The sequence below is a fragment of the Ensifer soli genome (genome assembly GCF_041928815.1).
Lineage (GTDB): Bacteria > Pseudomonadota > Alphaproteobacteria > Rhizobiales > Rhizobiaceae > JBHFEI01.
Genome location: NZ_JBHFEI010000001.1, coordinates 226,531 through 248,776 on the forward strand (window position 1 = coordinate 226,531; position 22,246 = coordinate 248,776).

Here is a 22,246-nt window from a genome sequence, read left to right on the forward strand (position 1 = left end):
TCAGCACAAGGCGCCAAAACGCCGCCTCCCGGCGGCGTCGAAATTATAAATTCAACTTAAAAGTGTTATTGACAGAAGGTGCGGGCGTTCGGCGTCCACTGCCCGTAGCCGGTCGCGACGAGGTTGGCGATCACCCGGCAGACGTAGCGCTTCTGCGCCGGATCGTTGTTCGGACCGGCGTGGTAGCGCGCCACCGCCATCGTCCAGGTCTCGTGCCGCGCATGCAGGTTGGCGAGGAAGCGGGCGGCGTATTCGACATTCTTGCGCGGGTCGAGCATCTCCGCCGGCGAGGCGAAATTCTCGCCATGGAAATGGTGGTTGATCTGCATGCAGCCGAGATCGATCAGCTTGACGCCGCGCGCGCGCGCCTCGGCGAAGCGGCTGAGCACGTCGGCGCTCGACGCCCCGAAATAGGCCTTGCCCTCGATGTTCATCGCATAGGGTTGCAACGACCCCTTGCGCCCCGTCTCCGTCAGCCCGACGGAATAGAGGATGCCGGCCGGCACCTGGTACTTCGCGGCGGCGGCGAGGATCTCGCGTTCGCAGACGCCCGTGCTGGCGCCGGCGTCAGATATAGACGTCCCCAGCGCGAGTGCGCCCAGAAGCATGCGGAAGCTCATCCTGCGGCTCGCCACGCGTCCCACGGCCGCCTGGGCCCTGCTCACTGCCATTGCCGTTGCCATTCCTGTCCCTGCCGTCGTTGAACCCGGTCTCGCCGGAGCGCTCGCGCATGGCCTGCCCGCCCTGCTGCGGCTGACCGAAGGTCGCGTCACCCTGCTGCGCGCCGTCCGGCGGCGTATAGACGATGGTGACCTGATCGACCGAGAAGCCCTGGGCGCGCAGCGCCTTCACCATCTCGCCCTGATCGTCGCTGAGCTGGCGGAAGGCCTCGCCCGTCTCGACCTTCAGGTCGACATGCAGTTCCTCGCCCTTGAGCCTCAGCGTCGCCGTCACCAGGCCGAGCTCGATCGGCTGCATCTGGATCTTCAGCGTGTTGACGACCTTCCCCGTCGCCGCCGCCTGGGCCTCGCTCGTCAACGTGCCGGGCGTGCGCATCGCGTCCGCCCAGTGCGGGTCGGTCGGAAGCAGGCTGGTCACGGCTTCCGCATTGGTGACCGGCGTCAGCCCGAGGAAGCGGCGCGCATCGAGCACCGTGACCGTTTCGGCCCGCCCGTTCGCAGACGGCGCTTCGGTCGAGAGGGCCGGGCGCGTGCCATCGGCGCCGAGGCTGACCGACATCGCCTGGCCGCGCCCGTCGGCGCGCGCGAAGCGGAAGAGGGTCTCGCCAGCGGCAGCCGGCACGGCCTGCTGCGTCGGCATGGCGAGCGGCGGCATCGCCCCGGAGGGGAGCGCCGCGCGCGTCTCGGCCGTCAGGTCCGGGCCTGCCGTCCGGGCCGGGCCTGCCTGCCGCGCCTCCATCAGCCGGGTCACGAGGCCGGGCGTGCCCGCCTCACGCGCCGCGTTCGACGGCGGCATGGCGGCGCGTTCCGTCACCGGACGAAGCGCGGCCGCCGGTACCGGATGGGTCGCGGCATCGAGCCGGGCGAAGGACTGTGAGGGATCTCCCGCCGGCATCGCGCTTGCGGTTTCGGCGTCGGGGGTGCCGGACGGCAGATCGGCAAATGATGCATCGGCCATGCGTCCGTCCAGGCGCTGGAACGACGCGTCGGCCATGGCCGGCTGTGCCCTGAGAAGTGCCGCGTCCGCGCGGCCGGTGGCGACCGACGTGCGCGTCTGCGGCATCTCGGCTGCGGGCGAACGCTCGCTCCGCACCGCGACCGAAGCCGGCGACGCGGCCGCGGCGACGAAGGCGGCGGCACCGGCAAGGGAACCGTCCGCCGGGACCTGCGCAGCCGAGGCGCCGTCGAAAGCGGGAGACCGGCCGGTCGCAGCGTCGCCAGCAGGGCCGTCCTCCTCGACGCCGGCGGCGATCGCCCCGGGCGAGGCTTCGGACGGAGGAAGGACGGCGCCGTGGTTCACGACCTGCGCGGACGATACCGGACCCGACACCACCAGTGTCTCCCGGTGGGTCGCTCCCTGCACGGCCACGGGCGCGGCCGGGGATACGGCAGGGGAATCGGTTGTGCGCGTCCGCGCCGCAGGCGCGGCGTGACCGTCCGCCGTAGCGGAAGGCAACGGCCCGTGCGCCGTCTTCGCGGCGGCATCCGCGCCGATGCGCTCCCCGGACAGGGAGGCCGTCAATGCGGCCGAGTCTGCCGTCTTCTGCCGAGCCTGCACCACGGCCGCGGTTCGCGCCTCGACGGCCGCCGCAAGCCGGCTTTCGGCAATAATGGCACGTCGCTCGGTGGTCGCGGCCGTCTTCTGCACGGCGTGGTCGGCGAGCGCCGCCCTGGTCCCGGCGGCGCGCGTCACGACGGTTCTGGTCTCAGTTCGATCGACCGCCTCGTGCTGGCGGACACTGCGAAACTCCGCCGCCTTGCCCGCGACCGTCGCCTGCACCACCGCCCGCTGCACCTCTCTGGTCGCAACCGTCCTGGAATCCGTCGCCGCGACCTTGCGCGCCTCGGCAACGATCGCCTGCCGGCCGGCCTTGGCGGTCCGCCTGTCGTCGACCTGTTCGGCGATCGCTTCCTTGGTCTCCGCGCTCCGCGTGAGCACGGTGCGGGTCTCGACGCGCTCGGTGGCCAGCCGCCCGACGACCCGCCGGGCTGTCGCCATCGTCTCGCCCGGCGCCGTCGACACCGTGCCGGCCGGCTTCAGCTCCCCCGACCGGCTCTTGCGCTCCGGCTGGTCGGCGGCTGTTCCCGGACGGGTCGCCGCCGGCGGAACCTCGGAAGAGCCGATGGTCCTTGCCTCTGTCGTGTTTCGTATCGCCGACGGCCCCGTCGGATCCCCTCCACGGGACGGGTCCGCCTTCTGTCCGGCCGCGATCTTCGGCTCGTCGAGTCCTGGCCTTTGCGACCGCAGCGCCTCCGCCGCGGATCGTGCCTGAGCAGCGCCGGTCCTCGAGGAAACAGGGTCGGTGCCGGCCGTCCTGCCAGACGCCTTAACCGAGGGAGAATGCCGGTCGGCACTCGTCTCGACGCCCGCGGACGGGCCCGGAACCTGCGACGCGCCCTGAACGGCGTCCTTCGTCTCGCCGGTTCCTGTCGCGGGCACCGGTCGGGCCATGGTGGAAGATCCGGCCGCAGCGCCCGCCGGCCTCGGGGAGGTGAGACGGGCGTCGGAGGCGCCGGCAAAGCCTTGCCCTGAGGGGAGGCGCAGGCCGGGCGGTGTTTCGCGACGCGCGGAGGGATCGTCGGCGCGCCCTGTCTGAGGAATCGCGACGGATTTTCTTTCGCCGACACCGGTCATCGGCGACGGCCGGGCGCCGTCTCGCGATCCGGCCGCGGCGTCTAAGGCGCCGGCAACGCCTTGTCCTGAGGGGAGACGCAGGCCGGGCGCCGTTTCGCGGCGTGTGGAAACCTCTTCGGTACGCGTCGTCTGAAGACCCGTGGCGGCTTTCCTTTCGCCGATCCCGGTCGTCGGCGACGGCCGGGCGCCGTCTCGCGATCCGGCTGCGGCGTCAACCCCTCGTGGTGAAAGCGGAAGGGTCTCGGAGGCGGCATGTCCTTGCCCCGCGGCGGGCCGCGCATGCGCGCCCGCCTCGCTGCCGGAGGACCGGAGCGGCGTGGGCTCGGCTCTTTCCGCGCCCGTCTTCTGCGCGACGGGCCGGGTCGTGGTCTCGGCCGGCGGCTGCTCCAGTGTCCGTGCCGTCCTGCCGGGCACGCCCTCGGCCGTGGCCGCAGCGTTCCCACTAAGGCCCGGCAGCGGCGTCCGCGGCGCAGAGGATCGTTCCGGGACGGCCGTCGCCCTAGCGTCGCCCGCTTTCGTCACAGCGGCCGGAACGGACTGCGCCGCCGGCGCGCCGCGGGCCGGCACACTTGCGTCACCCGGCATCGCCGGCGCGGCCTGGACGGCGGCGCGGGCTGCGATCTGGGCCGACTTGGTCAGCCGCGCGTCCGGCCTGCGATCGGCCCTCACCGCGTCTGTCTCGCCGCTGCGTGCGTCGGTGTCCGGACGCGCTGCGGCCAAGGCGCTCGCGGAACGGTCGGCGGGCGCGGAAGCGTCCGCCGCCGGGTGCCCTGCGGGAAAGGCGGTCTTGCCGGGAGCCGGCTCCAGTATGGGTGCGGAGCCGCCGCCCGGCGATGCGGTTGACACCGCCCTCCCCTGTTCGCCGGCCTCGGTGCCTCGCGACGCCCAGGAAAACATGGCGGCGCTCGTCGCCGCGCTGACGCCGCGCGTCTCGGCGGGGATGGGTGCTGATGGAGACGGGCCGGACGCCTGTCCAAGCGCCCGTCCTTGCACCTGTCCTTGCACCTGTCCTTGTGCCTGCCGCGCCGGCGTCGCGCCGACGGGAGTGGCGGTCAAAACCTGCGCCGAAAGGCGCGTGCCGGCGGATGGCGTGGTCGCGGATGCCTGCGTGGCCTCCGCACCCCGTGCCGGCCCGGCGGCCGCGACCGCGCGGTCCGGCTGGTCGCGGCGCTGCGGGTTCTGGCGCTGGCCCTGGGAGGAGCCGCGCTCCTCGCGCCGCTCGACCGCCGTCCGATCGCCGCGCGGCGCGCGTGTCGCGCGCCATTCGCCGTCTCCGTCCGGATCGGCCATATGGCGCCGCGCGGCATGGGCGATATCGTCATCGCTGTCGCCCGCGTCCGGGTCCGCCGCCTGCCGCTCGATCCGCGCGCCGTTTCCCTCGTCCGGGAGCGGACTGGCCGCCGTCGCGGAAGGGATCTGCGGGCTCCGGCGCCCGGCATGGGCGACGGCCTGCTCGAAGGGCGCCGCGCCGGTTGCCGCAGTCGCCTTCTCGGCCGTCTTCCCGCCGCCGGCTCCGTGCTTCGTCGATGCCGCACCGAGGAGCCTGTCGTCGAGCTTCATTGCAGTCCATCTCCCTTCAGGAGCGAATCGATCTCGTCCAGCTTCGACCGCCCGGCGGTGACGAAACTGTCGATCGCGGCATTCGGCTCCGCGGGCGCGGCGGCTGGGGGCTCGCCCGTATCGGCGGCCTTGCCGGCGACCCCGTCATCCGTCTTTTTCTGTGGGACCACACTGGACCCCGACGCTTGCGTCAGGCTTTCAGGATCGGGTGCGCGCATCACCTCGTCGGCGACGAGCCGCGCGGCATCGCGGAGCGCACGGTCGCGCGGCGACAGGCTGTCCTCGGGAATGGTCTCGATCTGCTTGACGGCCGTCAGGATGTCGGTCGAGGGAACGGAGACGAGGTCGGAATAAAGTCCGGCGCGGGTCAGCACATCGGCGTCGTCGGGACCCGAGAGCTCCTGCGCCCGTTGCGAGGCGAGGCTCGCCAGATCCTTCATCCCGGCGATCGCGGCGCGCCGCGCGATCCTCAGATAGACCTCGCGGCGGCGGTCGGGATCCATGAAATCGAGGATCTCGACGATCTTCTCGCGATAGCTGCCATTGTAGTTGCGCACGGCCATTTCGACGAAGAGGTCGGCGAACTGGCTGGCATAGGGCGAGGTCATGAAACGGCGCGCGTAGAAGAGCGCATAGTGGAAGCCGCGTTCGGAATTGTAGGTGTCGAGCGCGATCGACACGGAGCGGCGCAGCGCCGCCTCCTCGATGATCGTTCCGGGCGCCGTCAGCCGCGCCCAGTCATAGGCCCGCATCGCCTCCTTCGGATTGGAGATCGACGCGGCATTGCCGAGGATCAGATAGAGGTAGGGGCCGAGCCGGCCGTCCTTGTATTCCGGCGCCGCCTTGGTCAGCATCTCCACCATCATCGCGCCCTTGCCGTTCAGGTACTGGCGCAGGGCGTCGGTGATGCGGTTGTCGAAATTGCCCTCGATGTCGCGCGCGGTCAGGAAGGACAGGGTCTCCGGATTGCCGCCGCTCATCGCATAGATCATCGCCGCGTCGGCATTGCGCGGGTCGTCGAAGACCGCCGGGTCGGCGGCACGCAGCCGCCGGTCGATCGCGCTCAACAGGTAGCGCTGCATCTCGATCGCCGAGTGATCACCGAGCACCACGCTGTCCTGGACATATTCGAGCGAGCGGATCATCTTGTAGGGCGGCAGGTCGTCCTCCCCGGTGGCGCGGGCGGGTCCGCTCGCCAGCAGGCAGAGCGCCATCGCCGCCGGAACGAGGGCAGAGGCGATCACGGACAGGCGGGCCATGGCGGTCACCCCTTGCCGGCGCCGGACTGGATGAGGATCTCGATCCTGCGGTTCTGCGGCGCCATCGGATCGCCCGCCACCTGCGGCCGGCGGTCGGCGAAGCCGGTGATCTGGCTGACCCGGCTTTCGGCAAGGCCGCCGCGCACGAGCATGTAGTAGGCGCTCTGGGCGCGCGCCGCCGACAGGCGCCAGTTGTCGTAGCTGCCGTCCTTGAACGGCCGCGCATCCGTATGGCCGCGAATGGCGATCGCGCCGCCGCGGCTCGCGAGTACCTTGCCGATCTGCTCCATCGCCATCACCATCGAACGCTCCGGCACGGCCGAACCGAGGCCGAACATCGGCGCATCGCTCTGTTCGCTCAGCGTGACGAGGATGCCGCCTTCGGCCGGCGTCACCACCAGGCCCTCGGCGAGCCTGCCGGCGGTTGCCCCGATGTCCTTGCGGATCTCGGCCTGGAGGTCCTTCGCTTCCTTTTCCGCCGCGGCCGCGCTCTCGGCACCGTTTGCCGCATCCGGGGCGGTGGCGTCCTTGCCCGTGCCGTCGGCCGTCCTGCCCGCCGCCATCTCGACGGCCGCATCGCCGGGCTCGGTGCCGGGGGGCGCCGGCTGGCCGCCGGTCGCATCCGCCGTGCCGCTGCTTGCCGAGCGCACCTCGACCTGCTTTGTCCAGAAATCGGGGTCGAAGGGATCGCGGTAGGCTTCGCCGCCATCGGCGCCGGTGGCCGGGCCGGACTGGGCGGCGCCGCCGTCGCCCTTGACGCTGACATTCGCCTGCTGGCCGACCTCGTTGGCGATCTCGGAGAGAACCGCATAGGGATTTTCGAAGAAGTCGGCGTCGGAATACTTGGTTTCCTCGCCGGAGGTCGCGTTCTGCTCCTCGCCCGCCTTGGCGGTGCCGCCGGATTTCGACTGGTCGCCCTCGGTCTTCGACTTGTCCTGCGAGGACTCGCCCTTGGCGTCCTTGGCCGGCTTCTTCAGGCCGCGCTCGGAGGGTTTCTGGTCGGTGAGCTGGACGGGGTTGAAATAGGAGGCGATCGCCGCCTTCGTTTCCTCGTTCGCGGCGTTGATCAGCCACATGACGAGGAAGAATGCCATCATCGCCGTCATGAAGTCGGCATAGGCGATCTTCCAGGCGCCGCCGTGATGGCCGTGCTCGTGGCCGCCATGGCGCTTGATGATGATGATCTCGTTCTTGCCGTGGTGGCTGTCACCGTCACTCATGCCAGAACCTTCCGGACTGCCTCGGCCCAAGCGGCCATCCTGGTCATCAGCAGGCTGCCGTCGATGTCAACGCTGATGTCGATGTCGGCCGTCTCGACGTGGCGGAAGGCCGCGGCGCCGTCACCGACCTTCTGCTTCAGCGCCTCGAAAAGGCTGGCCGGGCCGCGCACGACGACGGTGGCGATCTCGCCGGCGGCGATGCCCTCGCGGATCGTCGAGGCCATGTGGTCGAGCGCCCGCGCTGTCAGCTGATCGCCGAGGACGGGCACGAGCGCGCGCGCGGCCTGGTCGCCGATCGCGAGAGAAAGCGCGCAGGCCATGTCGGTGAAGCGGTCGAAGATCATCGCGGCGAGCTCGTTCTCGCAGCGCATCTGCAGCGCGTGCATCTGGACGGCGTGGTCGGCGCGCAGGTCCGACAATTGCTGCTGGTGCTCGAAGCTCAGTTCGGAAATCGCCTCGAGCCGCCCCTCCTCGAAGGCCTGGCGACGCTCGGCGTCGATATCGATCTCGGGTGCGGCGGGCATGTCGGGAAAGCTGGCTGCGGGGCCGGCAAGATCGTCGAGGTCGGCGAAGTAGCGCGGCGACGGCGGCAGGCGCAGCTCGACCTTCGGCGCGCCGAAATCCTTGAGGTAGCGCGACAGCGGCAGGCTCATGGCTGAGACCTCCGCGGCGCGACGGCTGCGACCGGATGGCGCGGCACCCCTGCCCGGGCGCGTGAATCATGGGATCTTTGCACGCTGACAGTCTCCTTCGGGCGGAAGCGCGGCTCCGGCCCTTGACAGATGGCTCCGTACCGCCCCCGGCAACGCATGGAACCCCGGGTTCAAGGGGTTGCCTGCAAAGGCCGGCAATGCCGGCCGGGGGTATGGACGTGTCGGCCCGGACGTCATTCCGGGCGGCGGCCGCTGGTCGATATGGCCGCAGGAGGAGACTTACGCGGTTAAACTTGTGCGAAGATGAAGGGTGTTGGACCGCGCCAGGGCAATTAGCGCGGTCCAACCGTTCCAGCGACGCCGATGACCGGCGGCATCGCGGAATGTCGTGGGCACCGATGCGGCGCCATGCACAGGTCCGGCGGACCGGGAGCCGGCGGCGCCTACCCGCGCCGCCCGGACGACCCGGCCTAGTTCTGGAACAGCCGGAGGATGTTTTCCGAGTTGGTGTTGGCGATCGACAGCGCCTGCACACCGAGCTGCTGCTGGGTCTGGAGCGCCTTCAGCCGCGTCGATTCCTCGTTCATGTCCGCATCGACCAGGCGGCCGATGCCCTTGTCGATCACGTCCATCAGGTTGGCGACGAAGCTCTCCTGCATGCCGACGCGGCTGGTGATCGCGCCGAGCGTCGCGGTCGCGTCGGTCAGCTGGCTGAGGATCGAGTCGACGACGCTGATCATGTCGTCGAGTTCGGAGTTCAGCGTCGACACGCCGATCTTGATCTCCGCGCCGGCGGCCGACGTGGTCGAGTTGGCGTTGATCAGGTAGTAGTTCGCGGCCGTGCCGGAGGCGGTCGCCCTCAGCGTGTCGGCGTCGACGGCCTTGGTCAGCATGCCGCGGCTGGCGTCCGCGGTGTCGATCAGGATCGATTCGGACGTGTCGTAGTCGAGCGTCGCGACCGAGACGACGCCGTCGGTCGAGCGGTTGAAGGAGGCGACGATCGACTTGGTGCCGAGCGGCGCGGAATTCGCGTTGTAGAGCCAGTTCTCGCCGGAGAAGGAGGCGGATTCGGCGGAGGAGGCGAGCTGGTTCTTGAGCTCGGAGATCTCCTTGTTAATCTTTTCCTTGTCGACACCCGGCTCGCGGGCGGCGACGAGCTTCGCCTTGATCTCGCTCAAGACGTCGATGGCGTTGTCCATCGCGGCATAGGCCGTGTCGACCTTGGCGGCGCCGAGGCCCAGCGCGTCCTGGACGGTGGAGAGCGCCTTGTTGTCCGATCGCATGGTCGTTGCGATGGACCAGTAGGCAGCATTGTCGGCAGCCGTTTCAACACGATAGCCGGAGGAGATGCGGCTCTGCACCGATTCCATGTTGCTGTTGATGGATCGCAAAGTCTGCAGCGCGGCCATGGCGGCGCCGTTGGTCATGATGCTGGTCATTGGTCTTTGCCCTGGGAAAATTGGTCGGAACATTCCGGGAAAGGCCGGCAGCGATCGGCTCGCATCATGCATCCGCCCCGTATTTTACCCTGAGGGGCGGCGTCTCGCTCTTGAGAAAGAGTTAACGCCGATATGGTTAACAAAGCTTTAACCGCGGCAGGATTTCGGTCATCTTCATGAACGAAAATCAATCTCGATTGCGATTGTCTTAACGCAAGCCGCCGTCGCGCATGGCCATGGCGGCAGGGCGCAGACATGCAAAAAGCCGCGGCCCAGGGAGGGCACGCGGCTTTTCGGGAGGTCACGGAGCGGGGGTTGGCCCCCGCCCCGGATCGGCGGGCGTCGCTTAGCGGAACAGCGACAGGATGCTTTCCGGGTTGGAGTTGGCGATCGAGAGCGCCTGGACACCGAGCTGCTGCTGGGTCTGCAGCGCCTTCAGCCTCGTCGATTCCTCGTTCATGTCGGCATCGACGAGGCGTCCGACGCCCTTCTCGATCACGTCCATCAGATCGGCCATGAAGCTGTTCTGCATCTCGATGCGCAGGTTGGTGGCGCCGAGATTGGCGGCGGCATCGGTCGCCTGCGACAGGATCGAGTCGACGACGCTGATCATATCGTCGATCTGCGTGTTGGTCGTCGACAGGCTGAGGTTGATTTCCGTGCCGGCGGCCGAGGTCGTCGAGTTGACGTTGACGAGATAGTAGTTCGCCGCCGTACCGGAGGCCGTCGCCTTCAGGGTGTCGGCATCGATCGCCTTGGTCAGGATGCCGAGGCCGGCATTGTTGGTGTCGATCAGCAGCGAGGTCGCGGCATCGAACTCGACGAGGCCGACCGTGACGTTGCCGCTGGCATCGCGGGTGAAGGAACCGACCATTTCCTTGACGCCGAGCGTGCCGGTCGTGTCGTTGTAAAGCCAGTTCTCGCCAGAGAAGGAGGCGGACTTGGCGGTCGAGACGAGCTGGTTCTTGAGCTCGGCCAGTTCCTTGTTGATCTTTTCCTTGTCGACGCCCGGCTCGCGCGCGGCGACGAGCTTGGCCTTGATCTCGCTGATGACGTCGATGGCGTTGTTGAGGCCGGTATAGGCGGTGTCCGTCTTGGCGGCGCCAAGCCCCAGCGCATCCTGGACGGTGCCGAGCGCCTTGTTGTCCGAACGCATCGTGGTGGCGATCGACCAGTAGGCGGAGTTGTCGGCGGCGGTCTGGACGCGGTAGCCCGACGAGATGCGACCCTGCGTCGTCTCCATGTTGGAGCCGATCGTGCGCAGTGTTGCGAGAGCTGCCATTGCGGCGGAGTTAGTAAGAATCGAAGTCATGGCGAACTGCCCCTTTTTGACAGAAGTAAAACGAAGGGACATTCCGGAGCTACCGGGAAACGACGGCCAGCCTCATGCTTGCTAACGCGTTAATATTTGTGGTTAACCCGTCGTTTCGATGCTCATAGAAAACACCAACATGGTTAAAAAAACTCTAAACGTGAAAAATTCTGCAAAAGAAAAACCGCGCCTCTTGCGAGGCGCGGTTTTCTGGACGTCCGGAGGCCGGTGTGGGGGATGCCGGCCGCGGGCGGCCCTACGGTTCTTAGCGGAACAGCGACAGGATGTTCTGCGAGTCGGAGTTGGCGATCGACAGCGCCTGGATACCGAGCTGCTGCTGGGTCTGGAGCGCCTTGAGCTTCGTCGATTCCTCGTTCATGTCGGCGTCGACCAGTCGGCCGATGCCCTTGTCGAGAACGTCGCGGAGGTCGGACATGAAGTTGTTCTGCATGTCGATGCGCTGGTTGGCGGCGCCGAGGTCGGCGGCGGCATCAGTCACCTGGCTCAGCAGGTCGTCGACGACGCGGATCATGTTGTCGACCGTCGCCGAAGACGTCGACGAGGTCAGCGCGATTTCCGTGCCGGCGGCAGAGGTCGTCGAGTTGGCGTTGATCAGGTAGAAGTTCGCAGCCGTACCCGACGCGGTCGCCTGCAGCGCATCGGCGTCGACCGCCTTGGTCAGCAGGCCGTTGCCGGCGTTGTTCGTGTCGATCAGCATCGACTTCGACGTGTCGTACTCGATCAGGCCGACGGTGACGTTGCCGTCCGCGTCGCGGTTGAACGAACCGACGAGTTCCTTCGTGCCCGGCGCGCTGGACGACTCGTTGTACAGCCAGTTTTCACCGGAGAACGAGGCGGACTTCGCGGTCGAGACGAGCTGGTTCTTGAGCTCGGTCAGTTCCTTGTTGATCTTTTCCTTGTCAACGCCCGGCTCGCGTGCGGCAACCAGCTTGGACTTGATTTCCGAGAGGATGTCGACGGTGGTGTTGAGGCCGGTGTAAGCGGTGTCCGTCTTGGCGGCACCGAGGCCGAGGGCGTCCTGAACGGCGCCGAGAGCCTTGTTGTCCGAACGCATCGTGGTTGCGATCGACCAGTAGGCGGCGTTGTCGCTGGAGTCGGCGACGCGGAAGCCCGACGAAATGCGACCCTGGGTGGTCTCCATTTCCGAGTTGATCGAACGCAGGGTGGAAAGGGCGGCGATCGCGGAAACGTTGGTATGAATGCTCGACATAAGCGTGTCCCTCGAGTTACGAAATACAGGAGATTAGGGACATACCGGACTCAGATACTTACCGGTAATGACGGACCGGCTTCATGCCACTCGGCTCCTCGTCTTCGGTGAAGGAAACCAAACCCGTCATGTGAGGATGAAGATCGCAGCCAAACATTGCGATTTGCTTAAACGGCGGGACGACGCGGCACCGGCAGCGAAAAAAAATCACGAAGCAGGAAACGCCGCGTCGCCACGAACGTTAAATAACGATATTAAATCAATATTTTACGGAATATTCACTCTGTTCACCACACGCAGGGCGCGTCAGTTGAACGAGCGCACGAGACTGCCGACCATCAGGTTCCAGCCGTCGATCAGCACGAAGAACAGGATCTTGAAGGGAAGCGAGATCGAGGTCGGCGGCAGCATCATCATGCCCATCGCCATGGTGATGGTCGCGACGATCAGGTCGATGACGAGGAAGGGAAGAAGGATCAGGAAGCCGATCTCGAAGCCGCGCCGGATCTCCGAGATCATGAAGGCCGGCACGACGGCGCGCAGGTCGACCCGGTCGCCCTCGACCACCGTCTGCCCCTTCTCGGCGGCAATGTCGATGAAGAGCTGCAGGTCCTTGTCGCGCGTGTTGGCGAGCATGAATTCGCGAAACGGCTCGGAGACGCGCCGGGCGGCCTCCACCTCAGTGATCTGGTTCTGGATCAGCGGATCGACGCCCTCGCGCCAGGCCCGCTCGAAGGTCGGGCCCATGACGTAAAAGGTCATGAACATCGCCAGGCTGACGAGGATCATGTTCGACGGCGTCGTCGTCATGCCCATGCCGGAGCGCAGGATGGCGAAGGCGATGACGAAGCGGGGAAAGCTCGTCACCATGATGAGGATGCCGGGCGCGACCGACAGCACCGTCAGAAGGCCGAAGGTGCGCACGATCCAGGACGCGGCCGAACCGCTCAACGGCTGGTTGAGCAGATCCGCGGGGAATCCCTGGGCCTGCGCCGCCGCGGTTCCCGTCAGCGCCATCATGGCGCCTATGAAGGCAAGGATGCGAATCATTGCACCACGAACGTCCTGAACATGACGTTGGTTACGCGCCCCTCGGAGCGCAGGTCAACCCGCTCCTTGATGTCGTCCTTCAAATACTGGAAACCGCGCGGCCCCTGGATCTGCTGCAGCGACACGGTCTTCATGTAGGCGGCGATGTCCTGGTGGATGGCTTCGGCGATCGTGACGTCGGGCGTGCCCTTGAACTGCAGCGCCACCTCGATGCGGATCCAGTTTTCCGAAGGGTAGGAGAGGTTGGTCGTCACCGGTTCGAGCAGGACGACGCCGTTCGCCTCGGTGGCGATCTTGGGGATCTCCGGCGCCTCGCCCTCCTTGCCGCCCTCGTGAGCCGCGGCCGCGGGCTCGGCGACGGCCACCTCCGCCTTCGGCGTCTCCGGCGGCGGCGCCACCATGGCGCCGACGACCCAGCCCCCGCCCGCCCCGATCAGCGTCAGTACGACGATGACGGCGATCGGCAGCAGTTTCGACGCCTTCTTCGGCGCCCCTTCTTCGGTCTTCTCAGCCATGATGCCCCGCTATGCCCTGCCACGATCCCAGGGCCTTACGGCCCGGCGCTGCGCCGCGTTCAGATCGGCGAGATGATGTCCATCAGCTGCTGGCCGACCGGGGGCTGCTGCACCTCGGTCAGGCGGCCGCGGCCGCCATAGGAGATCCGCGCCTCGGCGATCTTCTCGTAGGAGATGATGTTGCGCGCGTCGACATCCTGCGGCCGGACGATGCCGGCGACGTTGAGGATGCGCAACTCGTGATTGACGCGCACTTCCTGGGAACCGCTGATGAGGAGGTTGCCGTTCTCGAGCACGCCGGTGACGACGGCGGCGACCTGGAGGCGCAGGTTCTCCGAGCGCGCGGTCTTGCCCTCGCCTTGCGTCTTCGTGTTGGAACCGTAGTCGAGCGAGCCCTTCCAGCCGTAATTGCCGCCCGTCGAACTGCCGTTCGAGCCGATATTGAAGCCGCTGTCATTGGTGCGGCTGCGGTCGGTCTTGTTGTCGAAGGAGGCGCGGTCGTCGATCTTGATGTCGACGGTGAGGATATCGCCGACATTGAGCGCGCGGGCGTCCTTGAAGAGGGCGGCCTGCTGGTCGCTCCACAGCGAATAGCCGTTGGTCACGTGGCGGACCTGCTTCGGATACATGGCGAGCTGGGGCGTCTGCGAATATTGCAGGCCGCTGCCGATCGGGCTCATCGATGGCGCGCGGCCGATCTCCTTGAAGGTCTGGCTGTCGCAGCCGGCAAGGAGGCCGAGCGCCAGGAGCGCGGGGAGGCGGGATTTCATGACGGCTCCTTGGCTACGCCCGCCTCGGCGGCGCGGGACATGATGTTGGTGATCGAGGCCGCCTTGTCGTTGGTCATCTCGCTCAGGATCAGGCTGGACTGGCGGGCCGGAAGCTTCATGATGATCGCCGCGGCGATCTGGGAATTGACCTGGTCCAGCTTGCCGGCGGCGGCATCCGCCTTCATGTTCTTGTAGATCGCCACCAGGTTCTCGTCGGCGAGCTTCTGGAAGTCCTCGCGCCGCTTCAGCCAGGTGCGGTATTCGTCGCGGCGCTGCTCGAGGAGCGCGATGCGCTTGTCGACCTCGGCCTGCAGGGTCTCGAGCTCCTGCTTCTGCAACAGGTAGCGCTGGTCGCGCGCCGCATCGGCGATGTTGCCGCAGAACTGCTCGACCTCGCTGCGCTGGCGGCCGGACGCGGCCAGCGGCACCGGCTCGATCGTGCCCTGATCCTCGGCATAGGCGCCGGGGATCGAGAGTGCGGCCAGCAGCGCGGCGCCGATAAGGAGCGCGCGGCCGGTCCTGCCGGAGAGGTCTGGACGTATCGTCATTGCAGCACGAGCTCCGCTTGCAGGGCACCGGCCGACTTGATGCTCTGGAGGATGGAAATGATGCCGTCGGGCTTGACGCCGATCGAGTTCAGCCCGCTGACCAGCGAGCGCAGGCTCGATCCGTTGAGCAGCGCCACGGTGCCGCCGTCGGCCTTCGCCTCGATCGTCGTGTTCGGCTCGACCGCGGTGACGCCGTCGGAGAAGGGTGCGGGCTGCACCACCGTCGGCGCCTCTGTCACCTGCACGGTCAGCGTGCCGTAGCTGACGGCGACCTCGTTGATGCGCACATCCTGGCCGATGACGATCGTGCCGGTGCGCTCGTTGATGACGACGCGCGCCGGCACGTCCGTCTCGACGACGAGGTTCTCGACATCGGCCATCAGTCGGGCGAGATCGATGCCCTGCGGCTTTTCGACCACGACGCTCTGGGAATCGCGCGCCTCGGAGATGCGCCGGCCGAACTGGGTCGCGGCGTAGCGGTTGATCGCCTCGGCCATGCCGACGGCGGTGGAGAAATCGGGATTGCGCAATTGCAGCGTCAGGTTGGTGCCGTCCTTGAAGCGGGCCGGCAGCTCGCGTTCGATGATCGCCCCGTTCGGCACGCGGCCGGCGGTCGTCACCCCCTGCTGGACCGAGGCGGCGGTGCCCTGCGCGGCAAAGCCGGTGACGACGACGGAGCCTTGCGCCACCGCGTAGATCTGCCCGTCGGCGCCGGAGAGCGAGGTCATCACCAGCGTGCCGCCGCGCAGCGACGCGGCGTCGCCGAGCGAGCCGACCGTCACGTCGATGCGGCTGCCGGGACTGGCGAAGGGCGGCAGGTTGGCCGTGACGAGGACGGCGGCGATGTTCTTCGAGCGCGCCTGGCCGCCTTGCGTGGAAATGCCGAGATTCTGCAGCATCGCCCGCATCGACTGCTCGGTGAAGGGCGAGGAGCGCAGGCTGTCGCCGGTGCCCTGCAGACCGACGACGAGGCCGTAGCCGATCAGCTGGTTCTCGCGGCCGGACTGCAGCGAGGCGACGTCCTTGATGCGCGAGGCGGCCTGCGCCGGAAGTACGGCGGCCGCGACGAGCGACAGGGCGAGAAGAAGGCGGACGGACAGGGTCAGGATCATTTGGCCACCACCTGGATGCTGCCGTCGGCCATCACCGTGCCGGAGACGATGACGCCGCTGTCGATGTTGCGCACCCGGATGAGGTCGCCGATCGAGGCATCTTGCAAGGGAGAGCCGGTCGCGGAGATGACGAGCGGCCCGTTCTGGAAGACGAGGCGGACGGAACTGCCGCGCGCCACCGCATAGGCCTCGCGCAGGGAGGTGTTGAAGACGACGCGGCCGGGCAGGAGCGTACGCTTGCTGACCATGCCGCGGATCTCGTCGATCGAGGTGGCGTAGTCGCCGGACAGGTCGGGATTGGTCACCTCGACCTCTTCCAGCCGGCCGGCGTCGATCACTTCGCCGGGATAGATCACCTGGGTCGGCACAACCGCCATGCGCGGGCTGGCATCCGCCGGCGGCGCGGCGGCGAGACAGGCGCCGAGCGCGACGGCGGCGCAAAGCCATGCGGGCCGCCGGCCGGCGGCGATCGATCGGAGCATCCTGTCCGCCATCCTCGCTTACCTCAGGTTCTTGCTGACCGTGGAGGCCATCTCGTCCGCCGCCTGGATGATCTTCGAGTTCATCTCGTAGGCGCGCTGGGCGGAGATGAGGTCGGTGATCTCCTTGACGGGATCGACGTTGGAGGCCTCGAGATATTTCTGCTTCACCGTCGCATAGCCCGGATCGCCCGGCACGCCGACGATCGGCTGGCCGGAGGCGGGCGTCTGCTTGAACAGGTTGTCGCCCTGCGGCTCCAGGCCAGCCTCGTTGACGAAGTTGGCGATCGTCAGCTGGCCGATCTCCTGCGGCACGGTGTTGTTCGCCGTCAGCGCCAGGACCTGGCCGGAGGTGGTGATGGTGATCTGGCTCGTATCGGCGGGCACGGTGATGCCGGGGACGACCGTGTAGCCGTCGATGGTGACGAGCTGGCCGTCGGCATTGGTGTTGAAGGCGCCGGCGCGGGTGTAGAGCGTCTCGCCGTCCGGCGTCTCGATCTGGAACCAGCCGCGGCCCATCAGCGCCACGTCGAGATCGTTGCCGGTCGAGACGAGGCCGCCCTGGATGTGCAGGTTGCGCACGGCCGAGGTCTGGACGCCGAGGCCGACCTGGGCTCCTTCCGGCACGATCGCCTGGTTCGCCCGGTTCGGCACGCCCTGGGCGCGCTCCGTCTGGTAGAGCAGGTCGGAGAATTCGGCGCGGGCGCGCTTGTAGCCGGTCGTGTTGATGTTGGCGATGTTGTTGGCGATGACTTCGAGATTGAGCTGCTGGGCGTTCATGCCCGTCGCGGCGATGGCAAGTGCCTTCATCGTTCCCTCTCCTCAGATCTGCATGCGTGCGATTTCGAGATAGGCGGTGACGAGCTTGTCGCGGATCGACATGGCGGTCTGCAGCGACTGCTCGGCCTGCATCACGGCGTCGACCACCTCGCGGGTGTTCGCCTCGCCGCGGATGCCCTGGATGGAGAGCGTCTCGGCCTGCTTCAGGTTGTCGACGACGCCGCCCGCCATGTCGCTCATCAGCGAAGCAAAGCTCTGCGGCTGGGCGACGCCCTGCATCATCTGGGCCGATGCCTGCCCGGCGGCGCTCCCGCCGGTCACGCCCTCGGTCGCGCTCATCTTCGACAGCGCGCCGATCGTCTGGATGGGATCGATCATTATTGTGAAGCCTTCAGGAGGTCGATGGTGGCGGTGATCAGGTCGCGCGCCTGCTTGATGGTCTGGAGGTTGGCCTCGTAGGAGCGGTTCGCCTCGCGCATGTCGGCCATCTCGATCAGGATGTTGACGTTCGGCATCTTGACCATGCCCTTGTCGTCGGCCGCCGGGTTGCCGGGATCGAATTCCGTGAGGAAGCCCGAATCGTCGGTGCCGATCCGGTCGACGCCGACGATGGCGGCGCCGCTGGCGCGGTCGACCTCGGCCTGGAAGCTGATCGTCTTGCGCCGGTAGGGATCGGCGCCCGGCGCGTCGCCGGTCGAGCGCGCATTGGCGATGTTTTCCGAAACGATGCGCAGCCGGGTCGATTCCGCCTCGAGGCCCGAGGCGGAGATTTTCAGGGAGGCGATCAGCGGATCCATGGCCTACTTCCTCACCGTCATCAGCATCATGCGATGGAAGGCCTTGACCAGGCCGGCGTTGAGCTCGTAGTCGCGCTTGATCGCGCCGGTCTTCATCAGCTCTTCCTCGATGCTGACGCTGTTGCCGGAGACCTTGACCTCGGCGTCGTTGAGGAGGCCGACCTCGGTGACCTCCGCGGCGGAACTGCCGTCGGTGAGGTGGCCCGGCTGGGTGGCGGCCATGCGCATGCCCTGCTGCTGCAGGACGCTGTTGAAGGGCATGACGTCCTTCGCCGCGTAGCGGGGGGTGTTGGCATTGGCAATGTTGCCTGCGACCACGTTCTGGCGGACAGCCAGCCATTGGGCCTGCCTCGAAGCAAGTTCGAAAAGCTGTATCGGTTGCATCATGCGACTCCGTGCCTGTTGAGGACAAGCTACGGTGTCAATCTTGCGCGGGACTTGCTGGCCTTGCCGGTCGACGGCCACGGGCGATCGCGCGTCCGGCGGCGGAAGGGCCGGCCGGGCGCGTGGGGTCAAGGGAGGAAAGAAAAACAACGCCCGCGCGATCATGGCGGGTTGCGCTCACAGGGCGCGGAACCGGCGCTTCACCGCGACGCGGCCCGGAAAGGCGGGCATACGCGTCGCAAGCGTCAGTTGGCGGCGAAGACGTCGCCCTTCGAGGTGACCATCACCCAGGCACCCTCGCGCTCCTCGAACCGCGCGAGCCTGCTGTTGTCCGGCAGCACGGAGCCGACGCGGACGATGTACATGCCGTTGCCGTCCTCGATGAGGGCGCGGCCATTGGCGACATGCATGAGCTTGAAGCCGGTCGGAACCGGGAAGGGCTGCTCGGCATCGGCCTGCGCGCCGACGGGCGGCGGGCCGCCCTCCAGCGTCGGCACGGTCGCCGTCGTCAGCGTGTCGGGCAGGACCGGCGTCGGCTTGCCGGAACTGTTGGTCATCGCCTGCGGCGAGACGTTGACCGAGGGCGAGCCGATCTTGGTCGAGAGATCGCGCGTGTCGCCGCGCCAGAGTGTGGGGATCGAGAACTTGTCCTGGTTGAAGAAGGCGTACCAGGGAAAGAAGGTTGCGAAGGCGGCGAGCGCCACGCCGGTGGCGCCGATGACCATGTCGGTCACCGGCATCTTCTTGCGGCGCTTGCGCTGCTGGACGATGTCCCTGTCGTCGTTCATCTCGATCACGCTCTATCCCCTCCGGATGGTGCCCGACGGCTGCGGGCCGGCCGAGGCGGCCGCCTTCAGCGCGTTGGCGAGATCGGTGAAGGCGTCGAAGGCCGGACGCTCGCCGGGCGTCTGCTTCAGGATCTCGTAGATGACCGGCACCTGCTTGACCGCCATGTCGAGGTCGGGGTCGCTTCCCGGGCGGTAGCCGCCGATGAGCCTCAGGTCGCGCGTCTCCTCGAAGCGGTGGATCAGCGTCTTCAACCGCGCCACCAGCTTCTCCTGGTCCGGCGTCCAGGCCTTTCGGGCGAGACGCGAGATCGAGGCGAGCGGATTGACCGGCGGATAGCGCCCCTCTTCCGCGAGCGACCGGTCGAGGACGATATGGCCGTCGAGGATGCCGCGGGTCGAATCGGCGATCGGATCGTTGTGGTTGTCGCCGTCGACGAGGATCGAGATGATTGCCGTGATCGTGCCGGTGCCTTCCGCGCCCGGTCCCGCGCGTTCGAGAAGGCGCGGCAGTTCGGTGAACACCGAGGCAGGATAGCCGCGCGCCACCGGCGGCTCGCCCGACGCCGTCGCCACCTCGCGGATCGCATGGGCGAAACGGGTGACGCTGTCGACGATGAGCAGCACGTTGTCGCCCTGCTCGCGGTAATGCTCGGCGATGGTGATGGCCGTCAGCGGCGCCATCTTGCGCAGCATCGGGCTTTCGTCGCTGGTGGCGACGACCGCGACCGACTTCGCCAGATTGGCGCCGAGCGTGTCCTCGATGAATTCGCGCACCTCGCGGCCGCGTTCGCCGACGAGCGCGATCACCACCTTGTCGAAGGCGTCCGCCCGCGCCAGCATGGAGAGCAGCGTCGACTTGCCGACGCCGGAGCCGGCGAAGATGCCGAGGCGCTGGCCGAGGCAGAGCGGCGAGAAGATGTCGATGGCGCGCACGCCGCAGCGAAAGCCGGTGTCGACGCGCTTGCGCGTCATCGAGGGCGGCGCCGCATTGTCGATCGGCCGGTGCACCTCGCCCTGCATCAGGGGACCGAGGCCGTCGATCGGCTCGCCGAGCGCGTTGATCGTGCGGCCGCACCAGCTGGCGTCGGGCGCGACGCGGAAGGCGCCGCGCCGGATCACCTCGTCATGGATGCCGATCGGATCGCCGGGCTCGATCGGGCAGACGACGACGATGTCCTCCTCGACCTTGACCACCTCGCCGAGATGGATGCCGGCCTTGCTCTTGTGCGCGACGAACTCGCCGAGCCGCACATGGCGCGACAGGCCGCTGACCGTATAGTGACCGGGCGAGATGGTCTTGACCCGCCCTCCCGGCGCCAGCGCGACCTCCGGATCGGCAAAACGCGCCGTCAGGCTGGCAAGCGCTGCGAGCGTCTGCGAGGCACCGGCGATTTCGATATGACGACGCTGCATGTCCTGTCTTCCTGCGCTTGCGCCTGCCTCCGCGACCGCGGATCAGTCGTCCCGTCCCTTCGCGCCCCGCCGGAGCGGGGCTGCCGGACCTGCCTTACCGGCTGCCGCCGAGCGTCTTGATCGCCTCGTCGAGCGTACCCTCGCCCTGGCGCATCAGCGCGCTGACATGGTCGAAGGCGCGCGACACCGCGATCAGCTGGGTCATCGACTGGATCGGGTCGACATTCGCCTCCTCGACATAGCCCTGCATGACGCCGACGTCGAAACGGTCGATCACCGCCTCCGGCGGCGTCATCGGCATGACGGCGCTGTTGCCGTAGCGGGTGAAGCCGTTCTCGAAATTGCCCTCGAACAGGCCGAGCGCGGCGACCGGATTGCCGCCCTGGGAGATGGCGCCGTCGGCGCCGATGACGATCTCGCCGCCGCCGGCATTGAGCTGGATCGGCGCGCCGCCGGCATCGAGCACCGGATGGCCGTTGACGGTGACGAGCTCGCCCGCCTCGGTTATGGTGAAGCGCCCGTCGCGGGTGAGCGCCGGTCCGGCCTGGGTGTCGATCGAGAACCAGGCATTGCCCTTGATCGCGACGTCGAGCTGGCCGCCGGTGAGCGTCAGCGCGCCGCTGCTCGTCTTTAGATAGTCCTTGCCCTGGTCGACGAAGGAGACCTTGGCCGGCTGGGTGTTGCCGAGCACCTCGTCGAACTTGATCTCGGTGCCGCGGAAGCCGACCGTGTTGGCGTTGGCGACGTTGTCGGCGATGGTGTTCATCCGCCGCTCGAGCGCGATCTGCGACGAGAGCGCGACGTAAAGGCCGGTCTGCATGGGTCTATCGACCTCCGAGTTTCAGCGTGTTGATCGACAGCAGCAGGTCGGAGGAAATGCCGAAGCCGCTTCTCGAACCGAAGACGGCCAGCGGATCGTAGCCGCCCGTCGCATTGTCGAGTTCCCAGAGCGCGGTGAACCGTTCGAGGAATTTGCCGAGCTTGCCGGGATCCTTGAAATCGGCGAGGTCGACGGCGTCCTCGATCGCCGCCTTCTGCCGGTCGACGTCCATCGCGGCGAATTCCGGCGGATATTGCAGGACGGTGCGGACGACCTGGGCGAGCGCCTCGTCGGCGATTACCGCATATCCGTTGGTGATCGTCGGCGCCATCCGCTCGAAATAGAGCGCCAGCCGCACGCCGGCATTGTCGGCGCCGGCCGTCTCCTCCAGCGTCTGGCGGGCATATTTGCCGGCGACCTCTTTCTGCGCCCGGTCGAAGGAGGTCGCGGCGGCGCCGTAGCGGACAAAGTTCAGCGATTCGGCGAAGTCCTTGTAGCGGCTGTCGCTCAGCTGGTTGGCGAAGGCCGTGTCGCTGTCGACGCCCTCGGTCAGCACCTTGCGCATGAAGGCCTTGGCGTAGGTCATCTCCTCGAGGCCGTGCGCCTTCATCGCGTAGGCATAGAGCCGGCCGTCGGCGAAGAAGTCGTCGACCGATTTGATCGAGGAGATCTTCGACAGGTAGTATTCCGTCTCGCGGGCGACGTCCGGCTGCTCGGACACGCGCTTCAGCGACGTCGGCATGTCGGCGGCAATCGTCCTGTAGCTGGTGTAGGTCGTGGTCACGGGCGTTCGTCCGGGCG

General features: G+C 67.5%; 22 protein-coding genes. All 22 read right to left on the reverse strand.

Annotated features, from left to right (window positions below):
- Positions 1 to 65: 65 nt before the first annotated feature.
- On the reverse strand, positions 66 to 608 hold the full coding sequence (locus tag ACEVQ6_RS01015; protein ID WP_374887025.1) for a transglycosylase SLT domain-containing protein: 543 nt from the start codon (positions 606 to 608) through the stop codon (positions 66 to 68).
- Positions 568 to 4,605 (reverse strand): flagellar hook-length control protein FliK, encoded by a 4,038-nt coding sequence (locus tag ACEVQ6_RS01020; RefSeq protein WP_374887026.1) that lies wholly within the window; start codon positions 4,603 to 4,605, stop codon positions 568 to 570. The genes ACEVQ6_RS01015 and ACEVQ6_RS01020 overlap by 41 nt, the downstream gene beginning before the upstream one ends.
- Before the next feature lie 266 nt (positions 4,606 to 4,871).
- The gene (motC, locus tag ACEVQ6_RS01025; protein ID WP_374887027.1) at positions 4,872 to 6,134 is read right to left on the reverse strand and encodes a chemotaxis protein MotC; all 1,263 of its coding nucleotides are present in this window, start codon (positions 6,132 to 6,134) and stop codon (positions 4,872 to 4,874) included.
- Positions 6,135 to 6,139: 5 nt separating this feature from the next.
- Positions 6,140 to 7,354, reverse strand: coding sequence for a MotB family protein (locus ACEVQ6_RS01030; protein ID WP_374887028.1), 1,215 nt, complete (start codon positions 7,352 to 7,354; stop codon positions 6,140 to 6,142).
- Complete coding sequence (locus ACEVQ6_RS01035) at positions 7,351 to 8,007, reverse strand: hypothetical protein (protein WP_374887029.1); 657 nt, start codon at positions 8,005 to 8,007, stop codon at positions 7,351 to 7,353. The genes ACEVQ6_RS01030 and ACEVQ6_RS01035 overlap by 4 nt, the downstream gene beginning before the upstream one ends.
- Before the next feature lie 470 nt (positions 8,008 to 8,477).
- Positions 8,478 to 9,446, reverse strand: a complete 969-nt coding sequence (locus ACEVQ6_RS01040; protein ID WP_374887030.1) for a flagellin N-terminal helical domain-containing protein — start codon at positions 9,444 to 9,446, stop codon at positions 8,478 to 8,480.
- Positions 9,447 to 9,792: 346 nt separating this feature from the next.
- Positions 9,793 to 10,758 (reverse strand): flagellin N-terminal helical domain-containing protein, encoded by a 966-nt coding sequence (locus ACEVQ6_RS01045; RefSeq protein WP_374887031.1) that lies wholly within the window; start codon positions 10,756 to 10,758, stop codon positions 9,793 to 9,795.
- 265 nt (positions 10,759 to 11,023) lie between these two features.
- On the reverse strand, positions 11,024 to 11,989 hold the full coding sequence (locus ACEVQ6_RS01050; protein WP_374887032.1) for a flagellin N-terminal helical domain-containing protein: 966 nt from the start codon (positions 11,987 to 11,989) through the stop codon (positions 11,024 to 11,026).
- Between the two features lie 306 nt (positions 11,990 to 12,295).
- Entirely contained in the window at positions 12,296 to 13,039 is a 744-nt protein-coding gene (gene fliP / locus ACEVQ6_RS01055) for a flagellar type III secretion system pore protein FliP (RefSeq protein WP_374887033.1), read from the reverse strand.
- Positions 13,036 to 13,554, reverse strand: a complete 519-nt coding sequence (locus tag ACEVQ6_RS01060; RefSeq protein WP_374887034.1) for a flagellar basal body-associated FliL family protein — start codon at positions 13,552 to 13,554, stop codon at positions 13,036 to 13,038. The genes fliP and ACEVQ6_RS01060 overlap by 4 nt, the downstream gene beginning before the upstream one ends.
- A 59-nt stretch (positions 13,555 to 13,613) precedes the next feature.
- A complete protein-coding gene (flgH, locus tag ACEVQ6_RS01065; RefSeq protein WP_374887035.1) occupies positions 13,614 to 14,324 on the reverse strand; it encodes a flagellar basal body L-ring protein FlgH in 711 nt (236 codons plus the stop codon).
- Positions 14,321 to 14,872, reverse strand: coding sequence for a MotE family protein (locus ACEVQ6_RS01070; RefSeq protein WP_374887036.1), 552 nt, complete (start codon positions 14,870 to 14,872; stop codon positions 14,321 to 14,323). Before ACEVQ6_RS01070 ends, flgH begins: the two co-directional genes overlap by 4 nt.
- A complete protein-coding gene (locus ACEVQ6_RS01075) occupies positions 14,869 to 15,984 on the reverse strand; it encodes a flagellar basal body P-ring protein FlgI (RefSeq protein ID WP_374887037.1) in 1,116 nt (371 codons plus the stop codon). The genes ACEVQ6_RS01070 and ACEVQ6_RS01075 overlap by 4 nt, the downstream gene beginning before the upstream one ends.
- Complete coding sequence (gene flgA, locus ACEVQ6_RS01080) at positions 15,981 to 16,466, reverse strand: flagellar basal body P-ring formation chaperone FlgA (protein ID WP_374887038.1); 486 nt, start codon at positions 16,464 to 16,466, stop codon at positions 15,981 to 15,983. Before flgA ends, ACEVQ6_RS01075 begins: the two co-directional genes overlap by 4 nt.
- Before the next feature lie 18 nt (positions 16,467 to 16,484).
- Positions 16,485 to 17,273 carry a flagellar basal-body rod protein FlgG gene (gene flgG / locus ACEVQ6_RS01085; protein ID WP_374887039.1) on the reverse strand — a complete coding sequence of 263 codons (789 nt, stop codon included), beginning with the start codon at positions 17,271 to 17,273 and terminating at the stop codon, positions 16,485 to 16,487.
- Between the two features lie 12 nt (positions 17,274 to 17,285).
- A complete protein-coding gene (locus tag ACEVQ6_RS01090) occupies positions 17,286 to 17,621 on the reverse strand; it encodes a flagellar hook-basal body complex protein FliE (RefSeq protein ID WP_374887040.1) in 336 nt (111 codons plus the stop codon).
- On the reverse strand, positions 17,621 to 18,040 hold the full coding sequence (gene flgC, locus ACEVQ6_RS01095) for a flagellar basal body rod protein FlgC (RefSeq protein ID WP_374887041.1): 420 nt from the start codon (positions 18,038 to 18,040) through the stop codon (positions 17,621 to 17,623). Before flgC ends, ACEVQ6_RS01090 begins: the two co-directional genes overlap by 1 nt.
- A gap of 3 nt (positions 18,041 to 18,043) precedes the next feature.
- Positions 18,044 to 18,424 carry a flagellar basal body rod protein FlgB gene (gene flgB, locus ACEVQ6_RS01100; protein WP_374887349.1) on the reverse strand — a complete coding sequence of 127 codons (381 nt, stop codon included), beginning with the start codon at positions 18,422 to 18,424 and terminating at the stop codon, positions 18,044 to 18,046.
- A gap of 245 nt (positions 18,425 to 18,669) precedes the next feature.
- A complete protein-coding gene (locus tag ACEVQ6_RS01105) occupies positions 18,670 to 19,212 on the reverse strand; it encodes a flagellar protein (RefSeq protein WP_374887350.1) in 543 nt (180 codons plus the stop codon).
- 12 nt (positions 19,213 to 19,224) lie between these two features.
- Positions 19,225 to 20,625 (reverse strand): flagellar protein export ATPase FliI, encoded by a 1,401-nt coding sequence (gene fliI / locus ACEVQ6_RS01110; RefSeq protein WP_374887042.1) that lies wholly within the window; start codon positions 20,623 to 20,625, stop codon positions 19,225 to 19,227.
- 94 nt (positions 20,626 to 20,719) lie between these two features.
- Positions 20,720 to 21,445 (reverse strand): flagellar basal-body rod protein FlgF, encoded by a 726-nt coding sequence (gene flgF, locus ACEVQ6_RS01115; RefSeq protein WP_374887043.1) that lies wholly within the window; start codon positions 21,443 to 21,445, stop codon positions 20,720 to 20,722.
- 4 nt (positions 21,446 to 21,449) lie between these two features.
- Positions 21,450 to 22,229: a DUF1217 domain-containing protein gene (locus tag ACEVQ6_RS01120; protein WP_374887044.1), complete on the reverse strand. Its 780-nt coding sequence runs from the start codon at positions 22,227 to 22,229 to the stop codon at positions 21,450 to 21,452.
- Positions 22,230 to 22,246 lie beyond the last annotated feature (17 nt).

Excerpts from the sequence above, each read along its gene's own strand:
- flgF (WP_374887043.1), bottom strand. The coding sequence starts at position 21,445 with ATGCAGACCGGCCTTTACGTCGCGCTCTCGTCGCAGATCGCGCTCGAG.
- ACEVQ6_RS01045 (WP_374887031.1), bottom strand. The coding sequence starts at position 10,758 with ATGACTTCGATTCTTACTAACTCCGCCGCAATGGCAGCTCTCGCAACA.
- ACEVQ6_RS01090 (WP_374887040.1), bottom strand. The coding sequence starts at position 17,621 with ATGATCGATCCCATCCAGACGATCGGCGCGCTGTCGAAGATGAGCGCG.
- ACEVQ6_RS01035 (WP_374887029.1), bottom strand. The coding sequence starts at position 8,007 with ATGAGCCTGCCGCTGTCGCGCTACCTCAAGGATTTCGGCGCGCCGAAG.
- ACEVQ6_RS01050 (WP_374887032.1), bottom strand. The coding sequence starts at position 11,989 with ATGTCGAGCATTCATACCAACGTTTCCGCGATCGCCGCCCTTTCCACC.
- ACEVQ6_RS01075 (WP_374887037.1), bottom strand. The coding sequence starts at position 15,984 with ATGATCCTGACCCTGTCCGTCCGCCTTCTTCTCGCCCTGTCGCTCGTC.
- fliP (WP_374887033.1), bottom strand. The coding sequence starts at position 13,039 with ATGATTCGCATCCTTGCCTTCATAGGCGCCATGATGGCGCTGACGGGA.
- fliI (WP_374887042.1), bottom strand. The coding sequence starts at position 20,625 with ATGCAGCGTCGTCATATCGAAATCGCCGGTGCCTCGCAGACGCTCGCA.
- ACEVQ6_RS01015 (WP_374887025.1), bottom strand. The coding sequence starts at position 608 with ATGCTTCTGGGCGCACTCGCGCTGGGGACGTCTATATCTGACGCCGGC.
- ACEVQ6_RS01070 (WP_374887036.1), bottom strand. The coding sequence starts at position 14,872 with ATGACGATACGTCCAGACCTCTCCGGCAGGACCGGCCGCGCGCTCCTT.
- ACEVQ6_RS01040 (WP_374887030.1), bottom strand. The coding sequence starts at position 9,446 with ATGACCAGCATCATGACCAACGGCGCCGCCATGGCCGCGCTGCAGACT.
- flgC (WP_374887041.1), bottom strand. The coding sequence starts at position 18,040 with ATGGATCCGCTGATCGCCTCCCTGAAAATCTCCGCCTCGGGCCTCGAG.
- motC (WP_374887027.1), bottom strand. The coding sequence starts at position 6,134 with ATGGCCCGCCTGTCCGTGATCGCCTCTGCCCTCGTTCCGGCGGCGATG.
- ACEVQ6_RS01060 (WP_374887034.1), bottom strand. The coding sequence starts at position 13,554 with ATGGCTGAGAAGACCGAAGAAGGGGCGCCGAAGAAGGCGTCGAAACTG.
- ACEVQ6_RS01020 (WP_374887026.1), bottom strand. The coding sequence starts at position 4,605 with ATGGCCGATCCGGACGGAGACGGCGAATGGCGCGCGACACGCGCGCCG.
- flgH (WP_374887035.1), bottom strand. The coding sequence starts at position 14,324 with ATGAAATCCCGCCTCCCCGCGCTCCTGGCGCTCGGCCTCCTTGCCGGC.
- ACEVQ6_RS01105 (WP_374887350.1), bottom strand. The coding sequence starts at position 19,212 with ATGAACGACGACAGGGACATCGTCCAGCAGCGCAAGCGCCGCAAGAAG.
- flgA (WP_374887038.1), bottom strand. The coding sequence starts at position 16,466 with ATGCTCCGATCGATCGCCGCCGGCCGGCGGCCCGCATGGCTTTGCGCC.
- flgB (WP_374887349.1), bottom strand. The coding sequence starts at position 18,424 with ATGCAACCGATACAGCTTTTCGAACTTGCTTCGAGGCAGGCCCAATGG.
- ACEVQ6_RS01030 (WP_374887028.1), bottom strand. The coding sequence starts at position 7,354 with ATGAGTGACGGTGACAGCCACCACGGCAAGAACGAGATCATCATCATC.
- flgG (WP_374887039.1), bottom strand. The coding sequence starts at position 17,273 with ATGAAGGCACTTGCCATCGCCGCGACGGGCATGAACGCCCAGCAGCTC.